24 protein-coding genes are annotated in these 23,029 nt (G+C 38.5%); 12 read left to right on the top strand and 12 right to left on the bottom strand.

Annotated features, from left to right (window positions below; genetic code table 11):
• Positions 1-259: 259 nt before the first annotated feature.
• The gene (gene miaE / locus FCR2A7T_RS03810; RefSeq protein WP_023569961.1) at positions 260-841 is read right to left on the bottom strand and encodes a tRNA-(ms[2]io[6]A)-hydroxylase; all 582 of its coding nucleotides are present in this window, start codon (positions 839-841) and stop codon (positions 260-262) included.
• A 68-nt stretch (positions 842-909) separates the two neighbouring features.
• Between miaE and FCR2A7T_RS03805 the strand changes: the two genes are divergently transcribed.
• Positions 910-2,148 carry a glycosyltransferase gene (locus FCR2A7T_RS03805; protein ID WP_023569960.1) on the top strand — a complete coding sequence of 413 codons (1,239 nt, stop codon included), beginning with the start codon at positions 910-912 and terminating at the stop codon, positions 2,146-2,148.
• Positions 2,149-2,172: 24 nt separating this feature from the next.
• On the opposite strand, the gene FCR2A7T_RS03800 is transcribed toward FCR2A7T_RS03805, so the two are convergent.
• Positions 2,173-2,616, bottom strand: coding sequence for a DUF4268 domain-containing protein (locus FCR2A7T_RS03800; RefSeq protein WP_023569959.1), 444 nt, complete (start codon positions 2,614-2,616; stop codon positions 2,173-2,175).
• Positions 2,617-2,690: 74 nt separating this feature from the next.
• On the opposite strand from FCR2A7T_RS03800, the gene FCR2A7T_RS03795 reads away from it, so the two are divergent.
• Both FCR2A7T_RS03795 and FCR2A7T_RS03790 read left to right on the top strand, forming a co-directional pair.
• Positions 2,691-3,329, top strand: coding sequence for an NUDIX hydrolase (locus FCR2A7T_RS03795; RefSeq protein ID WP_023569958.1), 639 nt, complete (start codon positions 2,691-2,693; stop codon positions 3,327-3,329).
• Positions 3,330-3,386: 57 nt separating this feature from the next.
• On the top strand, positions 3,387-4,202 hold the full coding sequence (locus tag FCR2A7T_RS03790) for a lysophospholipid acyltransferase family protein (RefSeq protein ID WP_023569957.1): 816 nt from the start codon (positions 3,387-3,389) through the stop codon (positions 4,200-4,202).
• Positions 4,203-4,253: 51 nt separating this feature from the next.
• On the opposite strand, the gene FCR2A7T_RS03785 is transcribed toward FCR2A7T_RS03790, so the two are convergent.
• The 7 genes from FCR2A7T_RS03785 to FCR2A7T_RS03755 form a co-directional block, all read right to left on the bottom strand.
• Positions 4,254-5,090 carry a GIN domain-containing protein gene (locus tag FCR2A7T_RS03785; protein ID WP_023569956.1) on the bottom strand — a complete coding sequence of 279 codons (837 nt, stop codon included), beginning with the start codon at positions 5,088-5,090 and terminating at the stop codon, positions 4,254-4,256.
• Positions 5,091-5,182: 92 nt separating this feature from the next.
• Entirely contained in the window at positions 5,183-7,429 is a 2,247-nt protein-coding gene (locus FCR2A7T_RS03780) for a M1 family metallopeptidase (protein WP_023569955.1), read from the bottom strand.
• A gap of 99 nt (positions 7,430-7,528) precedes the next feature.
• On the bottom strand, positions 7,529-8,269 hold the full coding sequence (locus FCR2A7T_RS03775) for a head GIN domain-containing protein (RefSeq protein ID WP_023569954.1): 741 nt from the start codon (positions 8,267-8,269) through the stop codon (positions 7,529-7,531).
• A 67-nt stretch (positions 8,270-8,336) separates the two neighbouring features.
• Positions 8,337-10,061, bottom strand: a complete 1,725-nt coding sequence (locus tag FCR2A7T_RS03770; RefSeq protein WP_023569953.1) for a PspC domain-containing protein — start codon at positions 10,059-10,061, stop codon at positions 8,337-8,339.
• 5 nt (positions 10,062-10,066) lie between these two features.
• Complete coding sequence (locus tag FCR2A7T_RS03765) at positions 10,067-10,396, bottom strand: PadR family transcriptional regulator (RefSeq protein WP_023569952.1); 330 nt, start codon at positions 10,394-10,396, stop codon at positions 10,067-10,069.
• 137 nt (positions 10,397-10,533) lie between these two features.
• Complete coding sequence (locus FCR2A7T_RS03760) at positions 10,534-10,986, bottom strand: DUF4870 domain-containing protein (RefSeq protein WP_023569951.1); 453 nt, start codon at positions 10,984-10,986, stop codon at positions 10,534-10,536.
• Between the two features lie 200 nt (positions 10,987-11,186).
• Positions 11,187-11,654, bottom strand: a complete 468-nt coding sequence (locus FCR2A7T_RS03755) for a hypothetical protein (protein WP_023569950.1) — start codon at positions 11,652-11,654, stop codon at positions 11,187-11,189.
• Positions 11,655-11,825: 171 nt separating this feature from the next.
• Here FCR2A7T_RS03755 and FCR2A7T_RS03750 point away from each other — a divergent pair, with 171 nt between their 5' ends.
• Together FCR2A7T_RS03750 and FCR2A7T_RS03745 are read left to right on the top strand one after the other, a co-directional pair.
• The gene (locus tag FCR2A7T_RS03750; RefSeq protein ID WP_023569949.1) at positions 11,826-12,278 is read left to right on the top strand and encodes a DUF4442 domain-containing protein; all 453 of its coding nucleotides are present in this window, start codon (positions 11,826-11,828) and stop codon (positions 12,276-12,278) included.
• Positions 12,279-12,358: 80 nt separating this feature from the next.
• On the top strand, positions 12,359-13,264 hold the full coding sequence (locus tag FCR2A7T_RS03745) for a TIGR01777 family oxidoreductase (RefSeq protein ID WP_023569948.1): 906 nt from the start codon (positions 12,359-12,361) through the stop codon (positions 13,262-13,264).
• Between the two features lie 64 nt (positions 13,265-13,328).
• Here the strand turns inward: FCR2A7T_RS03745 and FCR2A7T_RS03740 are convergent, their stop codons facing one another.
• Positions 13,329-13,994, bottom strand: coding sequence for a YceI family protein (locus tag FCR2A7T_RS03740; RefSeq protein ID WP_023569947.1), 666 nt, complete (start codon positions 13,992-13,994; stop codon positions 13,329-13,331).
• Positions 13,995-14,202: 208 nt separating this feature from the next.
• Between FCR2A7T_RS03740 and FCR2A7T_RS03735 the strand changes: the two genes are divergently transcribed.
• The 6 genes from FCR2A7T_RS03735 to FCR2A7T_RS03710 all read left to right on the top strand — a co-directional run bounded on the left by FCR2A7T_RS03735 (position 14,203) and on the right by FCR2A7T_RS03710 (position 20,186).
• Positions 14,203-14,739 carry a nucleotide exchange factor GrpE gene (locus FCR2A7T_RS03735; RefSeq protein WP_394330442.1) on the top strand — a complete coding sequence of 179 codons (537 nt, stop codon included), beginning with the start codon at positions 14,203-14,205 and terminating at the stop codon, positions 14,737-14,739.
• 19 nt (positions 14,740-14,758) lie between these two features.
• On the top strand, positions 14,759-15,886 hold the full coding sequence (dnaJ, locus tag FCR2A7T_RS03730) for a molecular chaperone DnaJ (RefSeq protein ID WP_023569945.1): 1,128 nt from the start codon (positions 14,759-14,761) through the stop codon (positions 15,884-15,886).
• Between the two features lie 129 nt (positions 15,887-16,015).
• Entirely contained in the window at positions 16,016-16,939 is a 924-nt protein-coding gene (locus FCR2A7T_RS03725; RefSeq protein ID WP_023569944.1) for an ABC transporter ATP-binding protein, read from the top strand.
• On the top strand, positions 16,939-18,243 hold the full coding sequence (locus FCR2A7T_RS03720; protein WP_035117233.1) for an ABC transporter permease: 1,305 nt from the start codon (positions 16,939-16,941) through the stop codon (positions 18,241-18,243). Before FCR2A7T_RS03725 ends, FCR2A7T_RS03720 begins: the two co-directional genes overlap by 1 nt.
• A gap of 77 nt (positions 18,244-18,320) precedes the next feature.
• Complete coding sequence (locus tag FCR2A7T_RS03715; protein ID WP_023569942.1) at positions 18,321-19,484, top strand: sigma-54-dependent transcriptional regulator; 1,164 nt, start codon at positions 18,321-18,323, stop codon at positions 19,482-19,484.
• 66 nt (positions 19,485-19,550) lie between these two features.
• A complete protein-coding gene (locus tag FCR2A7T_RS03710; RefSeq protein ID WP_023569941.1) occupies positions 19,551-20,186 on the top strand; it encodes a DEAD/DEAH box helicase in 636 nt (211 codons plus the stop codon).
• Between the two features lie 46 nt (positions 20,187-20,232).
• Here FCR2A7T_RS03710 and FCR2A7T_RS03705 read toward each other — a convergent pair whose 3' ends face one another.
• Both FCR2A7T_RS03705 and FCR2A7T_RS03700 read right to left on the bottom strand, forming a co-directional pair.
• Entirely contained in the window at positions 20,233-20,874 is a 642-nt protein-coding gene (locus FCR2A7T_RS03705; protein WP_023569940.1) for a hypothetical protein, read from the bottom strand.
• Between the two features lie 13 nt (positions 20,875-20,887).
• On the bottom strand, positions 20,888-21,382 hold the full coding sequence (locus FCR2A7T_RS03700; protein ID WP_023569939.1) for an RNA polymerase sigma factor: 495 nt from the start codon (positions 21,380-21,382) through the stop codon (positions 20,888-20,890).
• Positions 21,383-21,710: 328 nt separating this feature from the next.
• On the opposite strand from FCR2A7T_RS03700, the gene FCR2A7T_RS03695 reads away from it, so the two are divergent.
• Positions 21,711-23,015: an NAD(P)/FAD-dependent oxidoreductase gene (locus tag FCR2A7T_RS03695; RefSeq protein ID WP_023569938.1), complete on the top strand. Its 1,305-nt coding sequence runs from the start codon at positions 21,711-21,713 to the stop codon at positions 23,013-23,015.
• Positions 23,016-23,029 lie beyond the last annotated feature (14 nt).

Genomic DNA, 23,029 nt, shown 5'->3' with positions numbered 1-23,029 from the left:
TTAGAACCGGTTTAGAGAAAAAAAGGAATGTGGATGTAATTCGTAGGGTATTAATAATCAATTTTTTTAGAATTTTACTTCCGACGAGAGTTTTTTTTATTTTGAAGTCAGGTGGTATTTTGAAATTCGGAATTGAGTGAGGGATGGAAGTGGCATCCTTTCATGGAGCAAAGCGGAAGAAAAGAAATAACGGACAGCCCGGCCTAAAAGGACACGCCATGAATAAAAACCAATCCGTAATGAATTGGTCTTTAGTTTTTTATCCGTGAACGGTTTCTTCTTTTCCGTAATTGACGATGATGCTGGCTTCGTAATCCAGCCATTCTTTCCAGCGTTTATCAACATCGACTTTTTTCGAATATTTCTTGGCTAATTTTAAAAAAGTAGTGTAATGTCCGGCCTCACTTACCATTAACTCGTGGTAAAATTTTGCCAGTTTCTCATCCTTTATGTTTAGGGAAAGCACTCGAAAACGCTCGCAACTTCTCGCCTCAATCATGGCTGCAAACAGCAAACGTTCGATTAAAGAATCGTTTCGGCTGCCGTCTTTTTTTGAAAATTTGAAGAGTTCGCTTACGTAATTATCTTTGCGCTCACGACCTAATTTGAGTCCGCGTTGCTTTATAATTTCGTGTACCATTTGGAAATGTTCCATTTCTTCACGGGCAATTTGCGTCATTTCTGTCACCAACTCCTCGTTTTCAGGATTTTGTGCGATGATATGAATCGCATTTGTGGCCGCTTTTTGTTCGCACCAGGCGTGATCCGTCAAAATTTCTTGAATATTGGATTCTACAATATTTACCCATCTTGGGTCGGTAGTTAATTTTAAACCTAACATTTCACATTATTTTACACAAAATTAAGCTCTTTTTTGGATTTGTAACCCGTAGCGGAGTATTTTTGAACATGCAGAATAAAAAACTCTTAATCATCAGTTCGGTTTGGGTCGAACCTAATTCATCGGCTGCCGGTAGCCGCATGTTGCAGCTTATAGTTTTCTTTCAGTCACAGGCTTACGATGTTGCCTATGCGAGTACGTCTGTAAGTTCTGATTTTGCTGTCGATTTGAGTGCTATTGGTGTTGAAAGTCGGGTGGTGATGATGAATAATGTCAGTTTTGACGATTTTATATGTGAATTACAACCTGATGTTGTTCTTTTTGATCGGTTTATGGTGGAAGAACAATTCGGTTGGCGCGTTGCAAAACACTGTCCGAAAGCGTTGCGGGTTTTAGATACCGAAGATTTGCATTGTTTACGTGATGCAAGGCAATCGGCGTATAAAAAGAAGTTGGAGTCTACTACGGATATGCTTTTTTCAGATGTCGCAAAACGAGAAGTAGCGAGTATTTTTCGTTCTGATCTGACGTTGATGATTTCGGAATATGAGATGGAATTGCTGCAATCCGTTTTTAAAGTCGATAAATGCTTGTTGTTTTATCTGCCGATTGTGGTGGAAGCATCGGTTATGAATAAATTTGAAAATCGCTTACCGTTTGACGAACGAAAAGATTTTGTTTTTATCGGAAACTTTCTGCACGAGCCGAATTGGAATTGTGTTCAGGTTTTGAAAACGGAGATTTGGCCACTTTTGAGTAAGCAACTGCCAAAGGCTAATCTTTTGATTTACGGTGCTTATCCTTCGCATAAAGTATTTCAGTTGGACAATCCCAAAGAACGTTTTTATATCAAAGGACGGGCTGAAAGCGCACAACAAGTTATAGAATCGGCTAAAGTTTTGCTGGCACCCATTCGTTTTGGCGCCGGAATTAAAGGAAAACTATTGGAAGCTATGCTATACGGAACGCCTTCGGTAACCACATCGGTGGGAGCGGAGTCGATGCATGATAATCTATCGTGGAATGGTTTTATTGAAGATGATAATGAAAGTTTTATCGAAAAAGCGGTTGCACTCTATACCGATGAACCGCTTTGGAAATTGAAACAATATCAAGGTTTTACTATAATTCAAAACCGATTTGCTGCAACCGATTTTTTTGAGCGGTTGCATGCTGCAATTCAGTTTTTGTTATCCGATTTGGAAACGCATCGACGACACAATTTTATTGGGAGCATGTTGCAGCATCATACTTTGCAAAGCACGCATTATATGGCCAAATGGATTGAAGAAAAGAATAAAAAATAAACCGTTCTTTCGAACGGTTTTATATTAGGTGTTGATTTCCAAATCGCGGATGTAATCTTCATATTCGTAGAAAAAACGCTCGAAAGCATCCATTTTTTCGTTGAAAAAGTCGAAAATTTCATTCCAGGAAGCTTTGTTGAACAAGCTGATTCCGGTTTTTTCCACCCAAATTTTACTGATGCATTTTCCGGTTTCCAGATAGAAGTTCCTTTCGAAAATAGCATCCTCAAGATATTCTTCCAGTAAGATGGTCTTTAAAGATTCGATTTTTTCGTAATAGATTTTTCGTTTTTCTTCATCTTTGGGTTCAATATCGATTAAAACCTGTGCTTTTTTATTGTCTACATGAAATTTAAAGGTAAAACCTTTTATTTTGGTGTCATACAACAGCCATTTACGGGGATATGCTTCGGCGAAAGCGGTCCAGAACTCCTTTTTTATTTGTTGTGCTTCTTCTTTGCTAAACATCTTTCTGTGAATATAAGTTTGTTAAAAGTAATTTTTGAGGTAACTTTATAGTTGGTGATTAAAAAACAGGTACAATGGATTTTTCGGAATTTTTAAAATACATTCCAAAAATAGAAAAAGAAAAGCTACTATCGGTAGAAGCGCACATGAAAATGGCGCCACTTGAGCGAGTTTCTTCACTTTCTACAAAAGATTATTTAGACAAGAACCCCAGAAAGGCTGCTGTCATGATGCTTTTGTATCCCAAAAACAAGGAAACGCATCTGGCTTTGATTGTTCGTAATTCGTACCCCGGAATTCATGCTTCTCAAATTGCTTTTCCGGGTGGTAAAGCGGAACCAACGGATCTTAATCTCGAATTTACCGCGCTTCGGGAAACCCATGAGGAAATTGGAATCTCTCCCGATGTTATTCAGGTGATTAAGCCATTCAGTGAATTGTATATTCCCCCGAGCAATTTTTTAGTATCGCCTTTTTTAGGGATTGTTCAGGAAGAAGTGACTTTTGACCCTAGTCCGTATGAAGTAAAAAGAGTATTGGAATTGCCTTTGCGGGATCTTTTGGATGATCGGATAATAACCCAGGTGGTAATGTCTACCTCGTATGCCGATAATATTAGTGTACCGGTTTTTAACGTTGATAAATATGTGGTTTGGGGCGCTACTGCCATGATGATGAGTGAACTCAAAGAAACCATCCGAAAAGTGCTTTGAATAGATTGAAATGTTTAAATTTGCACCTCTTTTTTAGAACTAAATCTGTTAAGAATTATGGGATTATTTAAAAGAAATCCTTTTGGTCATATACTTTTTATAAAAAAATGGCTGATACGAATTTTCGGTGCATTGACACACAGACGCTACCGCGGATTCAATCAGCTTCAAGTGGACGGTTCCGAAATCATAAGAGCTTTACCGGATCGAAACGTACTTTTTATATCCAATCATCAAACTTATTTTGCGGATGTTGTGGCCATGTTTCATGTGTTTAACGCAAGTTTAAAAGGACGCGAAGACAACATCAGAAACGTATTGTACTTGTGGAATCCGAAATTAAACATTTATTATGTTGCCGCCAAAGAAACCATGCAGTCCGGATTGTTGCCGAGAATTTTGGCTTATGTAGGGGCTATAACGGTTGAAAGAACCTGGAGAGCTGGCGGAAAAGATGTTGCCGATCATGAGAAAAAAGAAGTCAACCCGAACGATACTGAGAATATCAAAATTGCGTTGGCTGATGGGTGGGTAATTACCTTTCCGCAGGGAACTACCAAATCGTTTAAACCTGTTCGAAAAGGCACCGCTCATATTATCAAGCAGCATAAACCCATTGTAGTTCCAATTGTAATTGATGGCTTCCGCCGATCGTTTGATAAGAAAGGATTGCGTTTGAAGAAAAAAGGGATTTTACAATCGTTCATTATCAAAGAGCCGCTGCAGATTGATTATGAAAATGATACAGTGGAAGAAATAGTTGAAAAAATCGAATATGCCATTGAACAGCATCCTTCTTTTTTAAAGGTGATTCCTCAGGAAGAAATTGATGTTATGGAAGAATTGGACAAACAGCGCCAATGGAATTATTAAAAAAAATCCCATTCTTTTTTAGAATGGGATTTTTTTTGAACAATCAGCAGATTATTGTTGCGGTTTCTTGTACAAAGTGGCATTGTCAGCAAAATTTATCATATTGATTTTAGGAGTTCCAAACAATTGGATTTCCGATTTTCCAGTAGCCGTTATGCTTATTTTTGTGGTTGCATTTACGCTCACGTTACTGTAAGCTTCTGCAGTTAATTCCATTTCAGTAGCGATTAATTTTTTAGCCGTTAAATTAGAATTGTTATCCAAACGGATTTTTGCCATAGCGGCATCTCCTTCAACATTCGCAGATGTTTTTTGATATAAATCCAGTTTCAGGTTTTGTGTCGCAACCAAGGCTTTCAGTTCGGCGTTTTTACTCAATTCTAAAGTGGCAGATTCGGATTTGACATTCAGTTCTGCTTTGGATTTATCGTTCATCAACAAAGTAAAATGGGTTGACTTTACATTGAGATACGATTTGGAATAATCATAATTTTTCACAGTAATTTCATCCAGTTGCAAATCAGCCAACGAATTTAACTGCGCTTCCTGTTTTACAGTAATCAGCTTTAAAATATCGGTATAAGTAACTCTTACGCTGAATTTTTTAGCGCCGGTGACTTCTTTGGTAGAACTCAAACGAAGCGAACTCCCCACCATTTCATATTTCAGCACATCATGCAGGTTGTCATCGGCTTCAATTTCTATGGATTGTTTGTCGCCTTTGATAATGAAAATTTCAAGGTTGTCCTCAATTTCCAGATTTTCAAACGGTTCAACCTCTTTCTGTGTTACCGTTACAATTTTGGAACCTTTGATTTTTTCCTTTTTCTGACCTAGCGCAACCGAAGTAATTACTAATGCAATTAGTAGAAAATAAAGTTTTTTCATTTGGGTTTCGTTCTTTAGTTTACACAAATATAAAAAAAAACATCAGCTAATACTGATGTTTTTAATTTTAGACTTTAAAATGATTTTTTCAATTATTTGTCGCGGGTAAATTCGAAACTTTGTTCTCCTATTTTTAGCGAAAAACTATTTTTCATTTCGTTAAATTGAACGATTATACCGGCTTGTTCGAAAGCGAATTTATCTTTTCCTTTGTTTTCCAATGGAAGTGATGGCTGTCCTTCACTATTGATGACAAGTTCACCGTCTTCTTGTGTGAAGGTGATTTTTACAGGAATTTGTTTGCTTGAAAATTTGCCTAAATAACCGTCTAATACAGGCGATTTTTCAACACCGTTTTTAGCATCGGTCCATACATTGTTATCGCCATTAATGTCTGGGAATACATTTTCCGGATCAATGGTAATGCTTTCTAATTCTTCGGTAGAATTGTGTTTGAAGGTCCAAACCTTGTTGCGTTCCCAAATCTCAACCGGTAATTTAACCGTTGAAATGGCACCGCTTTTGGTTTTGATTTGCAGTATTACAGGCATTGGCATTTTTTCCAAGTTTTCAATGGTTATCAGCGCGCCTTGTTTCGGATCGTTCTTAACATATTTTACTTTGTTAATTGCCTGATCCATTTGCCAGTTGTTCATGAACCAACCTCTCCAGAACCAGTTTAAGTCTTCTCCGGCCACATTTTCAATCGTTCTGAAAAAGTCATCCGGCATTGGGTGTTTAAAAGCCCAGCGCTCTACATAGGTTCTGAAAGCATAATCAAAACGTTCTTTGCCAAGAATGTGCTCGCGTAACATACTTAAACCGGATCCCGGTTTTTCATAGGCTAATATACCCAGGTTGGCTTCTTTTAAGTTGTCGGCCGCACTGATTACCGGCTCCATTTCAGGGTTGGTCAGCATTTGTGATGCGCGGTGCATGTTGCGTTGTTTCTGTTTGTATTCTCCGTTGTTGAAATCCTCCGAGCTGATTCCGTTGATGAATGTATTGAAACCTTCGTCCATCCATGCGAATAAACGTTCGTTCGAGCCTACAATCATAGGAAACCAACAATGACCGAATTCATGATCGGTTACGCCCCATAAATCGTCGCCTTTGGAACGCGAAGAACAAAATACAATTCCCGGATATTCCATTCCGCCCACGTTTGCCGCCACGTTAATGGCTGTAGTGTAAGGATATTCAAACCATCTTTTGGAGTAATTTTCAATAGAACTTTTGGTGTATTCCGTAGCACGGCCCCAAGCATCGTTTCCGTTACTTTCTGCCGGATATGCACCAATGGCTAATGCTTTTTTTCCGCTTGGTAAATTAATTTTTGCTGCATCAAGGATAAAAGCGGCAGAAGAAGCCCAGGAAACATCGCGCGAGTTTTTCATTTTGAATTTCCACGTTAATGTGGTTTTTCCGGTTGGTCGTGATGACGGATTGGTAACTTCGTCTTCCGAACGGATAATTACCGTTTTATCACTTTGTCTGGCTTGAGCCCAACGTTTTTGCTGTTCGGCAGTATACACTTCTTGTGGATTCTGTAATTCACCCGAACATACTACAATATGATTCGCAGGAGCAGTTATGGCAACATCAAAATCACCATATTCCAGATAAAATTCGCCGGCACCTAAATAAGGATGTGTGTCCCATCCGCGCACGTCGTCATACACACACATTCTCGGGTACCATTGTGCGATGGCAAATATCTTTCCGTTTTTGGTCTCTAAAATTCCGGTTCTGTCTGATCCGTGAATAGGAGAGATGTAAGAGAAATTGATTTTCACTTTTACAGTGCCACCGTTGGCTTTTACTTCTTCCGGAAGAATGATTTGCATTCGGGTGTCGGCAATGGTGAATTTTGCTTCTTTTTCAACCTGTTTACCGTTCTGAAGGCTAATTATGCTAACGGATTTTATTTTATGACCACCATCAAAATCCTGACCTTTTGCGCCGTTTCGACTTCCGCTTACCGGAATTACAGCATTTCCACGGGAATCTTTTTTGAATAAATTCTGATCCAAATGCATCCATAGAAAAGCAAGTTTATCCGGACTGTTATTGGTGTACGTTAGAATTTCAGAACCGGTGATTTCACTGTTTTGCTCGTTTAAATTGGCCGTTAACGTGTAATCGGCTCTGTTTTGCCAGTATTTTGCTCCGGGTTGTCCGCTTGCCGAACGGGTTTCCGTTCCGTTTTTGGTGTAAAAATTATTACCAAAGGCTTCGTTATAATTATAATTCGAAGGTTTGGTATCCTGAGCATTTCCAATGTAAGAGCCCAGTAATAAGGCGGTTATTGTAAATACCTTTAAATGATACTGCTTCATAAAGTATATTGTTTTTTTAGTGAATATGTAAAAATAAGTAAATTCTTAGTTGTTTTGAAGTTGGTTTAAAAAAAAGAGGTTTTATAACCTCTTTTCTTTTTATTCTTCACTGATGCTTCCTCCGGAACTCATTTTTTTAGTAATGGTTTTGGGTTCTTTTTCATAGGAAACCGAACTTCCACTGCTGGCTTCCGCCGTTAATTTTTCGGAGACATTCAGGGAAATGCTGCTGCCGCTTGATGAATCAGCTATTGCACTTTTAACGGTTAAATTTTCCGCATCAATTGTACTGCCGCTGGATGATTCTGTATCCAATTTGTCGGCTTTTCCGCTGATTTTGATTTCACTGCCGCTGCTGCTTTTGCAACTAACAGTCGCGGCATTGACTTTTACATCGATTTCACTACCACTGCTTGAGGAGAAATCCATCGATGTGTTTTCCAAAACATTTACACTGCTAACCGATGAACCGCTTGAGGTTTCCAATGAATTTAAGCGGGCCAACCGAACGAATATTTTTTTAGCTTTCGCATTACGGATATTCACATCGGAATAAATTTTTAATTCCCCGTCGGAAACTTCGGTTTTGATGTGTTCCTGCAGGTTGTCATCGGCTTCCACTTTAACTTCAGTATTGGTTCCCTGTTCCAAAACAACTTCCAAACCGTTGCTGGCTTTGACGGATGTGAAATCTGCCGACAGGTTTCGGTTTTTAGTTACAACATTGCCGTTTCCTTCTACTTTTTTGAGCGAACCGATGTTCATGTTGCAGGAGGCAAACAGTAAGGCAACAACAGTTGCGATTACTATTTTTGTGAGGTGAATGACTACTTTTATCATAGTGTTGGTTTTTGTTCCGACAATTGTCGGGTGATTTTATTTTGATTGATGATTGATGATTTTGCTTTTAGTTTTTTGTAGTGATAATTACTTTGTCGTTTCTTACCTCTACACCTTCAACTGTTTTGTTGGTTACTTTTTCTCTTTCTTTGATTTGCAAACCATTTTCGTTTATGGTAACCGTTGTGGTTTTAGTTCCCGTACTGTCGATTTCTTCTTCGTTGTATTCTTCCTCTTCTTCCGGACAGTTCAGACATTTTAATTCTTCTTTTTCCAATCGGTAGTAACGGCTTTCGTCGTCATGACCAAAATAGTAGTTAGAATAATCGTTTTCAATATATTCTCCAGCATTTTCATCCGGATGAACTACAGTGCCTTCAGGAATGTAAACAAAAACTTTAACTTTTTGGTTGCGGTATTTGTTTTCGATTTCGGTTAGCAAATAATTATCTAAAATTAATGTATTTCCTTGAATTTCAAAGTTATATCTGATTTTTTCTGCACGTTTTCTTGCTTCGGATAACGATTTTCCTTCCGCCGTTCTTTCAATCTGAATGTAAGGTGCTTCCGTAGTTTTCAGGATGTGTAATTCGATATTGTTCGAATAGATCACTTCATTTTGTGTTGAATCCTGTGTGAATCGGAAATCGGTATTTCCTTTTGCCGTTTTTGAGAAATAATCGTTGAAACGGAATTTGATGTTTAACGTATCTGTTGGTTTAATCAATAATTGCTCTTTTTTAACCACTTTTCCGTCAAAACCAGATTCGGTTGCCTGACGAACGCCGAAGTAAATAGAACTGATTACCGCAATAATCCAAAGACCAAGTAACGTCATTTTTCCGAAACTGCCGATTGATTTTAAATTCGGCATTAAAATTTTCAGTCCTAAAAGGAATAAAAAGAATAATGGAATTCCGATTGTGAAAAGCATCAATATTCCGATAAGCCATAACGGGATTTCTGATAAATTTCCGCCGTTAATTTCGTGTGCCCAAGGTAATTCCGGTAATGCGGCTGAGAACAGCATCATTAAGGACGCAACGATAATTCCCAGCAAACTCATAGCTGAAAAGATTACGATGAAAACCCCGATTACTTTTGCGATGGCTTTAAAAATGGTCATGAATACATCTTCTATGGAAGAGGCTACTTTTTGGGCTCCGTCTTTGGCACCGTCAGCAATTTTTTTATGATCGATATTGTTGATTGTGTCAGAGATTTCGCCAAAGCCTTCCTTTACTTTTTTCTCGATATTTGAAATGGTAATGGGTTGTCCGGTCATTTCCAGTTTTTCAGAAGTGGTTTTGGCTTCCGGTACTAAAATCCAAAGGATAATGTAAGGAATAAACCCGATTCCCCAACTGAAAAGTAAGATTACCATAATGATACGCAACCAAAGCGGATCTACGCCAAAATAGTGTCCAAGACCTGCCAAAACCCCACCAAGCATTCCTTTTTCTTTGTCACGGTACAATTTTTTTGAACCTGACGGATTGTAAGTGGTATAAGTAGTTTGCGTTGTTTCGTCTTCGATACGGTAATCTTCCGGTTGTCCCATAACAGCAATTACTGCATCAATTTCTGCAAGTGCAACCACTTGTTTTTCGTTTGAGAGTTTTTCTGATAAAAGTTCAGCAACTCTGCTCTCGATGTCGTTCATGATTTCGTCTCTTCCGTCTGGGGAAAGGGAACGTTTTATAGCATCAAAATAGCGACTTAATTTTTGATAGGCGTCTTCGTCAATATGAAAAGAAAAACCTCCTAAATTTATACTTACTGTTTTGTTCATGACTCTTAGTTTTGGCTGGTTATTGTGTTTACGGCTCCGGCTAATTCGTTCCAGGTGCCATTTAATTCTTTTAAAAATTCGTGTCCTTCATCGGTTAAACCGTAATATTTTCTCGGCGGTCCCGAAGTGGATTCCTCCCAACGATAGTTGAGTAATCCGTCGTTTTTTAATCGTGTCAGCAGCGGATACACGGTTCCTTCAACTACTAATAGTTTGGCGTTTTTCAGTGTGTCTAAGATTTCGGAAGTATAGGCATCTTTTTCTTTTAATACAGATAAGATACAGAACTCTAAAACCCCTTTACGCATCTGAGCTTTGGTGTTCTCAATGTTCATAGATTCTCTTTTTTGTGGTTAAACTGTTCATTTTTTGATTTTTTCCGCTACGCTCCAAACAGTTCGGCTGCGCCTCGGGTGATGATTGATGATGATTTTTTCCGTTGTGCTTCAACACCTCGGTGATGATGATGATTTTATTTTAAAAAGGAGATACTCATCGGGAATCGATATTGTTCTCCGTTACTGGTTTTAACGGCAGCGTAGATGATGAGAAAGAACTCGGCTATCTTTAAAGCGATGAACAGAAATACTGCTGTTAAAGCTACCGTTGCAATTCCGGTGATGTTTCCGGCGGTTAATTGCTCCAATTGAAAATCGCCTTGCTCAAACTGATGAAATGTTACATTACTGAATATTGAATAAAGCAACGTCGGTATGGCAATCACGGCCAACAATAAGGAATACAATAACATGCTCAATTGAAAATTCAACGCTTGTTTTCCGGTGTAATCCACAAATTGCGATTTGTCTTTGCGGAATGCCCAAATTAAAATAGGAAAGAAATAGTTTCCCAGCGGAATGAAATACTGCGTTAAAGCACTTAGATGCAATACGGTTCCTGTGTTTTTTTCGGTTACTGTTGTCATGGTTTTTGTTTTTGTCCCGATTTTAATCGGATGATGATTTTTTGATGATGATTGAAACTCTGATTTTAATAATACTATAGTTAGGCTATTAATTTCTTATACAAAGATAAGGCTAAAAGAAGATACCTTGCAATACAAAGTACTAATAATTAACATTTTTTTAACAATAGCAATTTATCTTCTTTTAATGAAATTTATAATTAATTTGATTTTCTCGGATCAATAGGTGTAACGGCATTTGAAAGCTGACTTTCAATGATTTGATTGTCCTGCAGTATTCTTTCTTCCATTACTTTTTCATAGTTAACCGGACTTTCTTCTGCGGTAATGATGATAGGGAAGTCTTCAGTAGTTGTCTCTTCACGATATTCTTCAGTTGAAAGATTGCTCTCAATAATCCGATTGTTCTCAGCAATAATTTCTTCTATGGTTTTTTCATACACTGGAACCAAAATGGTTTCTTCATTACTGGTTGCCGGTGTTTCGTTATCGTTTCCGTTTCTTTTTTCAAACGGATTGCTATTATGTTTGTTGCTGCTAACAAGTTTGTTCGCTGCTACCGTTTGTGTTAAACCTTCATCTTTAAGAAAGGATTGTTGTGCCAATGCTGTAATAACATTTGTAAAAGTTAATAAAGCGATACCTGAATAAATGATTGACTTTTTCATGATGTTTATTTTTTATAATACTATTGATAGACTATTAATTTCTTATACAAAGATAAGGCTAAAAGAAGATACCTTGCAATACAAAGTACTGTAAATTAACATTTTTTTAACGTATGTAATTTTGTATGAATGCATAGTATTTTTTTGTACATTAGCCTAAAATATAGCGTTATGGAGTTTACACCGTCAAAACTGAATACTTTTTTATTTTTTAAATTGCCGTCTGCTTTTTGGAGCGGGGTGCGGGTAAAACAGATTTCACCATTAGAATGTGTGGTTACTGTAAAGCACCGTTGGTTCAATCAAAATCCGTTTGATTCGATGTATTTTGCGGTACAGGCAATGGCGGCCGAACTTACAACCGGTGCTTTAGTAATGTACCAGATCAAAAAAAGCGGAAAAAAAATATCCATGCTGGTGGCTAACAATAAAGGGAACTTCACCAAAAAAGCCAGAGGACGCATTACTTTTGTATGCAAAGACGGTCATTTAATTGAGGAAGCCATTCAGCGTGCCATAGTTTCCGGCGAAGGACAAACGTTCTGGATGAAATCCATCGGGACCGACGAAAAAGGCGATCAGGTGTCGGAAATGGATTTTGAATGGAGTATTAAAGTAAAGTAATTCTGCATAAAAGTTAAACCTACCTTAATTAACATTTATTTTTGCCTTATGCTCTTTAAATTTGTAATAAAAAGCTGAATATGAAAGTTTTAGTTACAGGAGCAACCGGGTTGATAGGGAAAGAGCTGGTTTCGTTGCTTTTGCAAAACGGAATTACAATTCATTATTTAACCACTTCTGCAAAGAAAATTGAAAGCGAACCGAATTATCACGGTTTTTTATGGAATCCCCAAAAAGGCACCATCGATGAAAATTGCCTTCTTGGCGTAGATGCCATTATCCATCTTGCGGGTGCTTCGATAGCCAAACGGTGGACCAATTCCTATAAACAGGAAATCATCGAAAGCCGAATTCTAACCACCAATCTTCTGTTCAATGCTTTAAAGAACAACCCCAATCAGGTTAAACAAATTGTTTCGGCCTCTGCTATTGGTATTTACCCAAGCAGTCTCACGAAAGTCTATTCTGAGGATGAAAATGAAATAAGTCCGACTTTCTTAGGAACCGTTTCCGAAAAATGGGAATACGCTCTGGAAAAATTCAAACGATTGGATATCACGGTTTGTAAACTTCGTATCGGATTAGTACTCGCTAAGGATGGCGGTGCCTTGCCTCAAATGGTAAAACCGATACAATCAGGTATGGGAGCCGCTTTCGGAACCGGAAAACAAATGCAGTCCTGGATACATATTCACGATTTAGTAGCGATGTTTCTGTTTGCGATTCAGAACAATTGGAATGGGGTGTTTAATGCGGTTGCGCCACATCCGGTAACAAATTCGGAATTGACAAAAGGTATAGCCGATGTATTGGATAAAGACATTATTCTGCCCAATGTTCCGCAATTCCTGATGAAATTACTTTTAGGGGAAATGCATATTCTGTTGTTTGAAAGTCAGAATGTAAATGCTAAAAAAGTATTGGACAACGGCTTTCAGTTCAAGTATAAAATCCTCGACAAGGCACTCGATAATTTATTGGTATGAGCATAAAAAAAGCATTCGCCACGACGAATGCTTTTTTAGTTATTAAGTAAAGATGAATTAATAATTATTTTGTTGCTTTAACGCTGACTTTAATTTCGATTTCGTCATTGATAAATTTATCTTTCAAATTGTCAAAAAGAGATTTCGACGCATAATTAATATTCCAATAGGTTCTGTTTAATACCAAAGTGTCACTGTCAATAGTAACTTCTTTATCTGTAACGGTGATATTAGCAGGGAAATTAACCGATTTGGTTACATTTTTCAGGGATAGATTTCCAAAAACAATTGTTTTTCCGTCTTTTTCCTCGATGCTCGTAATGGCAAAAAAGCCTGTTGGGTATTTCTTTACATTAAAGAAGTGATCTTGTCCTTCTTTATCGCCGGTTCCTTTTAAATGCGCTTCCAAATCTTCTTTTCCGTCGTCTGCTTTTAAATCGGTAACCGTAATGGTATTCATGTTAATTGTAAATTTCCCAGAAACAACCTTATTGTCTTTAACGGTGATTTCCCCGTCTTTTAAATTAATGGTGCCCGAATGTTTTCCTGCCGGCTTCGATCCCGACCAATTAATTACAGATTCCGTTGTATTGGCCACATATTTTGTGCCTTCCGCAGAAGCCGCTGCTTCCGTAGGCTCTTTTGAATCCGATTCACTTGTACTGCTTTTTTTACACGAAACACTTAATAAAGCAGTAACAACCAATAGGCTTAAAACAATTTTTTTCATCGAGGTTATTTTTAGGTGTTAGACAAATCTATTTAATCGTAAACAAAAACTTCTTAAAATTATATTAAAGTTAGCCAAGATAATCCGGCTTTCCAATTTTTAATTAAAAAAAACAAATGACAAATTGACATTTTTTACACCTTTGGCAATACATTTGCAATCCAAATAGCGATACAAGAAAATAATGTTCAAAAAAATATTTAAAAATATGAGCCAGGAAAGTACTGAAAACATCGAGAATGAACAGTTACACAATGAAAATGTTTCAGAAAATCAGGAAATTGCAAATCCTGTTTTAAGTGCCGAAGAGCAGCTTGAAGAAGATTTAGCAAAAGAAAAAGACAAGTTCCTGCGTTTGTTCGCCGAATTTGAAAATTATAAAAAACGTACTGCAAAAGAGCGTATGGATTTGTTCAAAACGGCCGGACAGGAAGTTTTACAGTCGATGTTGCCGGTAATGGACGACTTTGACCGTGCAATGATTCAGATTTCAAAAACCGAAGATGAAAACCTTCTGAAAGGTGTCGAATTGATTTACGAAAAATTAAAATCAACGCTGGTTTCAAAAGGGTTGGAAGAAGTGGAAGTGAAGGCTGGAGATGCTTTTAATGCTGATTTTGCCGAAGCAATCACTCAAATTCCTGCCGGAGATGATATGAAAGGGAAAGTGGTAGATGTTGTGGAAAAAGGATACAAACTGGGAGACAAAATCATTCGTTTCCCTAAAGTAGTTATCGGGCAGTAAGCCAAAATAGATCAGACTAATGAAGAAAAGAGATTTATACGAAGTATTAGGAGTTGAAAGAAGCGCTACGGCGGAACAGATTAAAAAAGCCTACCGTAAAAAAGCACTTGAATTCCATCCCGACAAAAATCCGGGTGACAAAGCGGCGGAAGATAAATTCAAAGAAGCGGCTGAAGCTTATGAAGTTTTAGGCGATGCTGACAAAAAAGCACGTTACGATCAATACGGTCATGCTGCTTTTGACGGTGCCGGCGGATTTGGCGGCGGCGGTCATCACATGAACATGGATGATATTTTCAGTCAGTTCGGGGATATCTTCGGAGGTGCCTTTGGCGGCGGTTTCGGAGGCGGTTTCGGCGGAGGCGGAGGTCAACGCAGAATGAAAGGCGGAAATCTTCGTATCAAAGTAAAACTTACGCTGGAAGAAATTGCCAACGGTGTAGAGAAAAAAGTAAAAGTAAAACGTAAAGTTCAGGCACAAGGGGTTACTTACAGAACTTGTCCAACCTGTCATGGTTCGGGTCAGGTGATGAAAGTGACCAATACGATTTTGGGAAGAATGCAAACGTCTTCTCCGTGTCATTCTTGTGGAGGAACAGGGCAGATGATTGACAGCAAACCAAATCAGGCCGATGCACACGGAATGGTAATGGAAGACGAAACAGTTTCCATCAAAATTCCTGCAGGAGTGGTAGACGGTATGCAACTGAAAGTATCCGGAAAAGGAAACGACGCTCCGGGTGCCAACAGTATTCCGGGTGATTTAATCGTAGTGATTGAAGAAGTGGAACACGAGTTTTTAAAGCGCGAAGGCGAAAACCTGCATTACGATTTGTACATCAGTTTTGCCGAAGCGGCTTTGGGAACGTCAAAAGATATCGAAGCAATCGGCGGAAAAGTGCGAATTAAACTGGAAGAAGGCATTCAGTCCGGAAAAATTCTTCGCTTGAAAGGAAAAGGAATTCCAAGTATCAACAGCTACGGAAACGGCGATTTGCTGGTACACGTTAATGTCTGGACACCTAAAAACCTTTCCAAAGAACAGAAACAGTTTTTTGAAAAAGCACTAACGGATGATAATTTTATCCCAAAACCTGAAAAAACAGACAAGTCTTTCTTTGAGAAAGTAAAAGACATGTTTTCATAATTTTTTTGTTGTTATGTTTTTAACATGACAATTTTTTTCCCATCCTGGTGTAAATTAGGGTGGGTTTTTTGTGTAACAAATTCTCACATTAAGTATCTAATACGTACTTTTACCAAAATAAATCAATTCATGAGTTCAATTCTTGAAGTTAGAAATGTTGTCAAACAATATGGCGATTATACCGCACTGAACAGCGTTTCATTAGAAGTTCCGCAAGGCAGTATTTACGGACTTCTTGGTCCGAACGGTGCCGGAAAAACATCTTTAATCCGAATCATCAATCAAATTACCATGCCTGATGGTGGTGAAGTCTTTCTCGATGGGGAAAAATTGTCGCCACATCATGTGCAGCATATCGGTTATATGCCGGAAGAACGTGGTTTGTATAAAACCATGAAAGTTGGTGAACAATGTCTGTATCTGGCACAATTAAAAGGAATGTCGCATGCCGATGCCAAAAAACAACTGAAATACTGGTTCGAAAAATTCGAAATCGAAACTTGGTGGGATAAAAAAATTCAGGAGCTTTCTAAAGGAATGGCACAGAAAGTACAGTTCATCGTTACGGTACTGCACGAACCGAAATTACTGATTTTGGATGAGCCGTTTTCAGGTTTCGATCCGGTGAATGCCAATCTGATAAAAGATGAAATCATCGAACTGAACAAAAAAGGAACTTCGGTAATTTTTTCAACGCACCGTATGGAAAGTGTGGAAGAAATGTGTGATTATATTGCGCTGATTCACAAATCCAACAAACTGATTGAAGGAAAACTGATTGACGTTAAAAAATCACACCGAACCAATGCGTATGAAGTTGGCATTTTGTCCAATAATGTGGAACGTCTGATGTACGATCTGACGCAAAAATTCCAATTGCAGCAAACGGATTTCAAATCGCTCAACGACGAACTGAAACTGGAAGTACAACTAAACGGTTCCGCACCGAATGAGTTACTGAATATCTTAACGCAAAACGGACAAGTAACACATTTCGTGGAAAAAATTCCGAGTATCAACGATATTTTTATCCAAACCGTAAGTCAAAAATAATGGGAATACTAGCATTAATCATAAAAAGAGAATTTATTGCCAAAGTGCGCAATAAATCATTCATTGTAATGACGTTTCTTAGTCCGCTTTTAATTGTCGGTATGTCATTTTTAATCGGCTATCTTGCCAATATGAATGCGGGTGAAGTAAAGAAAATCGCCATTCACGATGAAACCGGAACGTTTAAAAAAGATTTTAAAAATTCGAAAGAAACGACCTATACAGATTTGTCAGCCCTGCCTTTTAAAGCGGCAAAAGATACGGCCAGTAAAAGTTACGAAGGCTTAATTTACATTCCTAAGGTTGCGAATCCGAAAGAGTTGGCTACTAAAGTGGAATACATTTCAGACGACAGTCCGAGTATGGAATTCATCATGGAAATGGAAGATGTAATTAACCATCAACTTACCCAAAACAATCTGAAAGCATTAGGTTTTGATTCGGTTAAAATAGATTCTGCTCAGGTGAAATCTGATATTCATTTGTCGAAATTCTCGGGCGAAAACAGTCTGAAAGGGCTAAACGAAATTAAAATCGGAATTGGTTCGGCTTTCGGATATTTGATTATGATGTTCATTATCATCTACGGAAATTTCGTGATGCGAAGTGTCATCGAAGAAAAAACGAATCGAATTATTGAAATTATCATTTCTTCGGTGAAACCTTATCAGTTAATGATGGGAAAAATCATTGGGAATTCTTTGGCCGGAATTTTGCAATTTGCCATTTGGGCGATTGTTGGGGTAGTGCTGTTAGTTGGTGTTTCGTCTTTCTTTGGTGTGCAGGCCGGTGCGGCTTCTTCAGTAGATCCGGAAATGATTAACGCCGCGAAGCAGGAATTGGGCGGAACAATCCAAATGTATCTTCATGAAATCTGGAATTTACCAATCGGAACCTTAATCACATGTTTCATCATTTATTTCATTGGCGGTTATTTCTTATACAGTTCGCTTTACGCAGCCATTGGCGCCGCAGTTGATTCTGAAACCGATTCCCAACAGTTTTTGTTACCGATTATTATGCCTTTAATGTTAGGTGTTTACGTAGGTTTCTTTACGGTAATGGACGATCCGCACGGAACGGTGGCTACGGTTTTCTCCATGATTCCGTTTACTTCACCTATTGTAATGTTAATGCGAATTCCGTTTGGCGTACCTTTGTGGCAAATCGTCTTATCCATTGTATTGTTATTTGGTACTTTTTTCGGAGTGGTTTGGTTCGCATCCAAAATTTACCGCGTGGGTATTTTAATGTACGGTAAAAAGCCAACCTGGAAAGAAATGTACAAATGGCTTAAGTATTAAGTGACTTCGTTGCTTAATTATAATTTGAAAAATCTCAGTAACTTAGTTACTCAGAAATTCAGAAACTCAAAAAAAGAATGTCAAAAATATTAATCATAGAAGACGAAGCGGCTATTCGCAGGGTTTTAACCAAAATCCTGTCGGAAGAAAGCGATACTTATAAAGTCGATGAAGCCGAAGATGGTCTGCAAGGCTTGGAAAAAATCAAGAACGAAGATTACGATTTGGTTTTGTGCGACATCAAAATGCCTAAAATGGATGGCGAAGAAGTTTTGGAAGCCGTTAAAAAAATCAAACCCGAAATCCCGATGGTGATGATTTCAGGTCACGGCGATTTGGAAACGGCTGTGAATACGATGCGTCTCGGAGCTTTCGATTACATTTCAAAACCACCGGATTTAAACCGTTTGCTGAATACCGTTCGCAATGCTTTAGATCGTAAACAGCTGGTAGTGGAAAACAAAATTCTGAAAAAGAAAGTTTCCAAAAACTACGAAATGATAGGCGAGAGCGAAGCCATCAATCACATTAAAGAGATGATTGAAAAGGTGGCGCCCACCGAAGCCCGTGTTTTAATTACCGGACCTAACGGAACCGGAAAAGAATTGGTAGCCCATCAGTTACATGAAAAAAGCGAGCGTTCGAATGCACCTTTGATTGAGGTGAACTGTGCGGCAATTCCAAGTGAGCTGATTGAAAGTGAATTGTTCGGTCACGTGAAGGGCGCCTTTACATCTGCCGTAAAAGACCGAGCCGGTAAATTTGAAGCTGCGGATAAAGGAACCATATTTCTGGATGAAATCGGCGATATGAGTCTTCCAGCGCAAGCCAAAGTGTTGCGTGCTTTGCAGGAAAATTTAATTCAACGTGTGGGTGCAGATAAAGATATTAAAGTCAATGTTCGTGTAGTAGCCGCTACCAATAAAGATTTGAAAAAAGAAATCGCTGAAGGACGTTTCCGTGAGGATTTGTACCATCGTTTGGCGGTAATTTTAATTAAAGTGCCGGCGTTGAACGACCGTCGTGATGATATTCCGTTACTAATTAATCATTTCGCGGAAAAAATCGCTTCAGAGCAGGGGACAGCCGTTAAAAAGTTCTCGGCTTCGGCTATTAAACTATTACAGGAATACGATTGGACCGGAAACATCCGTGAACTCAGAAACGTAGTGGAACGCTTGATTATCTTAGGCGGAAACGAAATTTCGGAGAATGATGTGAAACTGTTTGCAAGTAAATAATATCAGGAAAAAGTAGTTAGGATTTAGTTTTTTCAATGCTAATCCCTAACTCCTAATTACAAAAAAATGAAACTAAAAAAAATAAACGAAAAGCTGGCTTTAGCGTTGTCAGAAAACGGAATCGAAACGCCAACGGAAACCCAGAAAGACTGTTTCGGGACACTGAAAAGCGGTGCTGATGCCGTGGTAATCATGCCAAAAGGTGAAGGAAAGACAACCACTATCGTCTATACGGTGATTCAAAAACTGGAAAAAGCAGTTGGCGAATCTACCCGTGCTTTGGTTGTTGTAAAAGACAAAGAAGCGGTATTGGAAATGCTGGAACTATTCAAAAAGTTCGGACATTATACTGATTTGCGTTTTTTCGGTTCACACGATAAAGGCGATATCGATTACGATAAAAACCAGATTTCCTTAGGTGTGGATGTTTTAATCGGAACACCTAATCGTCTTAATGCGATGTTTTCGTCTGCGGGATTCAACATGAATACCATAAAAATGTTCGTTATTGACGATGCCGATGAATTGTTTAAACTCCGAATGGACGCCATTGTTTTACGTTTGTCCAACAGTGTCGAAAAAACACAGCGTATTTTCTTTTCCGAAAACCTAACGGAAAGAATAGAAATAATGGCCGATAAAATTATGCTCGAACCTTTTCTTTTTGGCGTTGAGGATTATGAGGATGACGACGAAGAATAAAAAAAAGTAATAAAAAAAGCTTCAACACTGTTGAAGCTTTTTTGTTTTATAAATCGATTTTCTTTAATTCTTCGTAATTCTTGTGGAGTCTTCTGAGCAGGTAACCGTAAATTAATCGGTAGAACAACCAGAACAATCCAAAAATGATAGCAAAAAAGAGTATGGTAAATCCGAATAACACAATCCAAAACAAAGTGTTACTGTCACTTCCGGATGCCTTAACGGCAATTTCATTAATACGGTTGTCGTATTTGAACGTAGCTATCATAATTACGATAAACGTCAGTCCAATCATACTAAGATTGTACCAAATATAATACTGAACCGTTTTGCGGGTTTTTAGTATGCTTTTCATCAGCGATTTAACACTGTCGGTGGTATTGATGCTTTTGAAATTCTTGTAAAACAGAAAAATGAAAACAGCGATAACGCCATAATTCACAAAGGTGAATATTTTCATAAGTGTGTCAATATGATAATTTTCCAGTGTTTTAAAATAATTTTCATCTGCCGTAAAATAACTGATAGCACTCCAAAGCAGTATTTCCAACACACTGATCACAAAAATCCACTTCACAATAGAAGACGATTTCTGATGCAGCATCGCATAAATTTCCTGCTCCGAAATCTTCGGATATTGCGTGTCGTTTTTCTTCCAGTCTTTTTTTAATAAATCTAACTCGTCCATATTTTCCCTTTCCTTACGGATTTACTATTCGTTTTAACTTTCCTTTGATTCGGTTCATTTTTACCCTTGCGTTGACTTCACTGATTCCCAGCGTTTCGGCGATTTCCGTATAATCTTTGTCTTCCAGATACATGAAAACCAAGGCTTTCTCGATGTCGTTCAGCTGGTGTACCGCTTTGTACAGCAATTTTATCTGTTCTTCCTCTTCATAATTGTATTCGTCGTGGCTGAACTTGTGAATTTTACTGTCAAACTCGATAGTGTTTATCGATTTGGTTTTCTTTCGATAAAGTGTAATTGCGGTGTTCAATGCCACACGATACGCCCAAGTGGTAAACTTCGCTTCCCCGCGAAACTGCGGAAACGCTTTCCAGAGCTGAATGGTAATTTCCTGAAACAAATCCTTATGCGCATCCTCATCAGAAGTATATAGCCTACAAATCTTGTGGATAATATTCTGATGTTCCTGTAACTGCGAAACAAAAGTTTGTTCTAAACTCGAATTCATAAAGCATTAGTGTTAGTTCATCACGGATTGTTACAAAATTGCATTTTTTTTATTTTCGGGAGCAATACTTTCGGGCATTTTTTAAGCCATGTTCCCGCTGTCCGCTTTACGAGGTACCGCTCCCATCGGGGCTAAGGGAAGGCTTTAGGCTTCTTTTAAAATTTTGGGATTTTTGGGACGCAGATAACACCGATGCAGGCAACGCGGATTATTCCATATTTGTTTCTCTTTGCTCTTTACTCTTCTCTCTATTCTCTTCTCCCTTTTTATAACTTTTCTCACCACTTCTTCGTAACTTAGCTACTCAGTAACTCAGCTACTCAGAAATATGAATATTCCCCGCTCCAGTTTCCCGCGCATTGTCATCATTGGTGGTGGTTTTGCCGGAATTTCATTAGCCAAAAAACTAAAAAACAAGAACGCTCAGGTGGTGCTTCTCGACAAGCACAATTACCACACGTTTCAGCCTTTGTTGTATCAGGTGGCGACTGGTGGTTTGGAAGCCGGCTCCATTGCGTACCCGATTCGAAAAGTGGTACAGGAATATCAGGATTTTTATTTCCGGTTGGCCAATGTAAAGGAAATCGATACGGAAAATAAAAAGGTACTGGCGGATATCGGAGATTTATATTACGATTATCTGGTAATTGCCACGGGTTCCAAAACCAATTATTTCGGAAACAAAGAAATCGAGAGTTTCAGTATGGCGATGAAAACCATACCGCAATCGCTCAACATCCGCAGTCTGATTCTGGAAAATTTTGAACAGGCATTACTGACTAACGATATCAACGAACGAAACGCTTTAATGAACTTCGTAATCGTAGGCGGCGGACCCACCGGAGTAGAATTGGCCGGCGCTTTGGCGGAAATGAAAAAAGCCATCCTGCCCAAAGATTACCCCGATTTGGATATCCGTAAAATGGGTATTCATTTGGTTCAGGGAAGTGATCGCTTGCTGGATGCGATGTCGGTACAATCGTCGCAAAAAGCGGAAGATTTTCTTCACGGATTGGGCGTAAGCATCTGGAAAAACGTTCGCGTTACCAATTACGACGGAAGAACGGTAACTACGAGTTCTGATTTAGCTTTCGATACCGCAACCGTAATTTGGGCAGCCGGAGTAAAAGGAGCTGTAATCAACGGTTTAAAAAAGGAAGCAGTTATAGAACGCGCCGACCGAATCAAAGTCAACGAATTCAATCAGGTGTTGGGATACGATAATATTTTTGCCATCGGTGATATCGCCTTAATGGCTTCCGAAAAAAATCCGCAAGGTCACCCCATGATGGCACAACCGGCCATTCAGCAAGGAAATTTACTGGCCGAAAACCTAATTCGAAAACTTAAGAATAAGGAAATGAAACCGTTCGAATACAACGATAAAGGTTCCATGGCCACCATCGGAAGAAACAAAGCGGTGGTGGATTTACCGAAATGGCATTTTCACGGGGTTTTCGCCTGGTTCGTCTGGATGTTTGTACATTTGTTTTCACTCATCGGATTCAAAAACAAAGCGGTAGTTTTAATGAACTGGGTGTACAACTACATCAAATTCGATCGTGAAGGCCGTTTGATTATCCGTCCGTACAAAAAGAAAAACATTCAGAGTTTCACCACAGATGAGATATAGAAAATAGAAAATAG

This window comes from Flavobacterium cauense R2A-7, from assembly GCF_000498475.1.
Lineage (GTDB): Bacteria > Bacteroidota > Bacteroidia > Flavobacteriales > Flavobacteriaceae > Flavobacterium > Flavobacterium cauense.
The sequence above is the reverse complement of the archived record's forward strand: the minus strand, read 5'-3'. Positions and strand labels throughout refer to the sequence as shown.

What these genes read in the sequence shown, in the direction of transcription:
- miaE (WP_023569961.1), bottom strand. Translation starts at nt 841, where the DNA reads ATGTTAGGTTTAAAATTAACTACCGACCCAAGATGGGTAAATATTGTA.
- FCR2A7T_RS03805 (WP_023569960.1), top strand. Translation starts at nt 910, where the DNA reads ATGCAGAATAAAAAACTCTTAATCATCAGTTCGGTTTGGGTCGAACCT.
- FCR2A7T_RS03800 (WP_023569959.1), bottom strand. Translation starts at nt 2,616, where the DNA reads ATGTTTAGCAAAGAAGAAGCACAACAAATAAAAAAGGAGTTCTGGACC.
- FCR2A7T_RS03795 (WP_023569958.1), top strand. Translation starts at nt 2,691, where the DNA reads ATGGATTTTTCGGAATTTTTAAAATACATTCCAAAAATAGAAAAAGAA.
- FCR2A7T_RS03790 (WP_023569957.1), top strand. Translation starts at nt 3,387, where the DNA reads ATGGGATTATTTAAAAGAAATCCTTTTGGTCATATACTTTTTATAAAA.
- FCR2A7T_RS03785 (WP_023569956.1), bottom strand. Translation starts at nt 5,090, where the DNA reads ATGAAAAAACTTTATTTTCTACTAATTGCATTAGTAATTACTTCGGTT.
- FCR2A7T_RS03780 (WP_023569955.1), bottom strand. Translation starts at nt 7,429, where the DNA reads ATGAAGCAGTATCATTTAAAGGTATTTACAATAACCGCCTTATTACTG.
- FCR2A7T_RS03775 (WP_023569954.1), bottom strand. Translation starts at nt 8,269, where the DNA reads ATGATAAAAGTAGTCATTCACCTCACAAAAATAGTAATCGCAACTGTT.
- FCR2A7T_RS03770 (WP_023569953.1), bottom strand. Translation starts at nt 10,061, where the DNA reads ATGAACAAAACAGTAAGTATAAATTTAGGAGGTTTTTCTTTTCATATT.
- FCR2A7T_RS03765 (WP_023569952.1), bottom strand. Translation starts at nt 10,396, where the DNA reads ATGAACATTGAGAACACCAAAGCTCAGATGCGTAAAGGGGTTTTAGAG.
- FCR2A7T_RS03760 (WP_023569951.1), bottom strand. Translation starts at nt 10,986, where the DNA reads ATGACAACAGTAACCGAAAAAAACACAGGAACCGTATTGCATCTAAGT.
- FCR2A7T_RS03755 (WP_023569950.1), bottom strand. Translation starts at nt 11,654, where the DNA reads ATGAAAAAGTCAATCATTTATTCAGGTATCGCTTTATTAACTTTTACA.
- FCR2A7T_RS03750 (WP_023569949.1), top strand. Translation starts at nt 11,826, where the DNA reads ATGGAGTTTACACCGTCAAAACTGAATACTTTTTTATTTTTTAAATTG.
- FCR2A7T_RS03745 (WP_023569948.1), top strand. Translation starts at nt 12,359, where the DNA reads ATGAAAGTTTTAGTTACAGGAGCAACCGGGTTGATAGGGAAAGAGCTG.
- FCR2A7T_RS03740 (WP_023569947.1), bottom strand. Translation starts at nt 13,994, where the DNA reads ATGAAAAAAATTGTTTTAAGCCTATTGGTTGTTACTGCTTTATTAAGT.
- FCR2A7T_RS03735 (WP_394330442.1), top strand. Translation starts at nt 14,203, where the DNA reads ATGAGCCAGGAAAGTACTGAAAACATCGAGAATGAACAGTTACACAAT.
- dnaJ (WP_023569945.1), top strand. Translation starts at nt 14,759, where the DNA reads ATGAAGAAAAGAGATTTATACGAAGTATTAGGAGTTGAAAGAAGCGCT.
- FCR2A7T_RS03725 (WP_023569944.1), top strand. Translation starts at nt 16,016, where the DNA reads ATGAGTTCAATTCTTGAAGTTAGAAATGTTGTCAAACAATATGGCGAT.
- FCR2A7T_RS03720 (WP_035117233.1), top strand. Translation starts at nt 16,939, where the DNA reads ATGGGAATACTAGCATTAATCATAAAAAGAGAATTTATTGCCAAAGTG.
- FCR2A7T_RS03715 (WP_023569942.1), top strand. Translation starts at nt 18,321, where the DNA reads ATGTCAAAAATATTAATCATAGAAGACGAAGCGGCTATTCGCAGGGTT.
- FCR2A7T_RS03710 (WP_023569941.1), top strand. Translation starts at nt 19,551, where the DNA reads ATGAAACTAAAAAAAATAAACGAAAAGCTGGCTTTAGCGTTGTCAGAA.
- FCR2A7T_RS03705 (WP_023569940.1), bottom strand. Translation starts at nt 20,874, where the DNA reads ATGGACGAGTTAGATTTATTAAAAAAAGACTGGAAGAAAAACGACACG.
- FCR2A7T_RS03700 (WP_023569939.1), bottom strand. Translation starts at nt 21,382, where the DNA reads ATGAATTCGAGTTTAGAACAAACTTTTGTTTCGCAGTTACAGGAACAT.
- FCR2A7T_RS03695 (WP_023569938.1), top strand. Translation starts at nt 21,711, where the DNA reads ATGAATATTCCCCGCTCCAGTTTCCCGCGCATTGTCATCATTGGTGGT.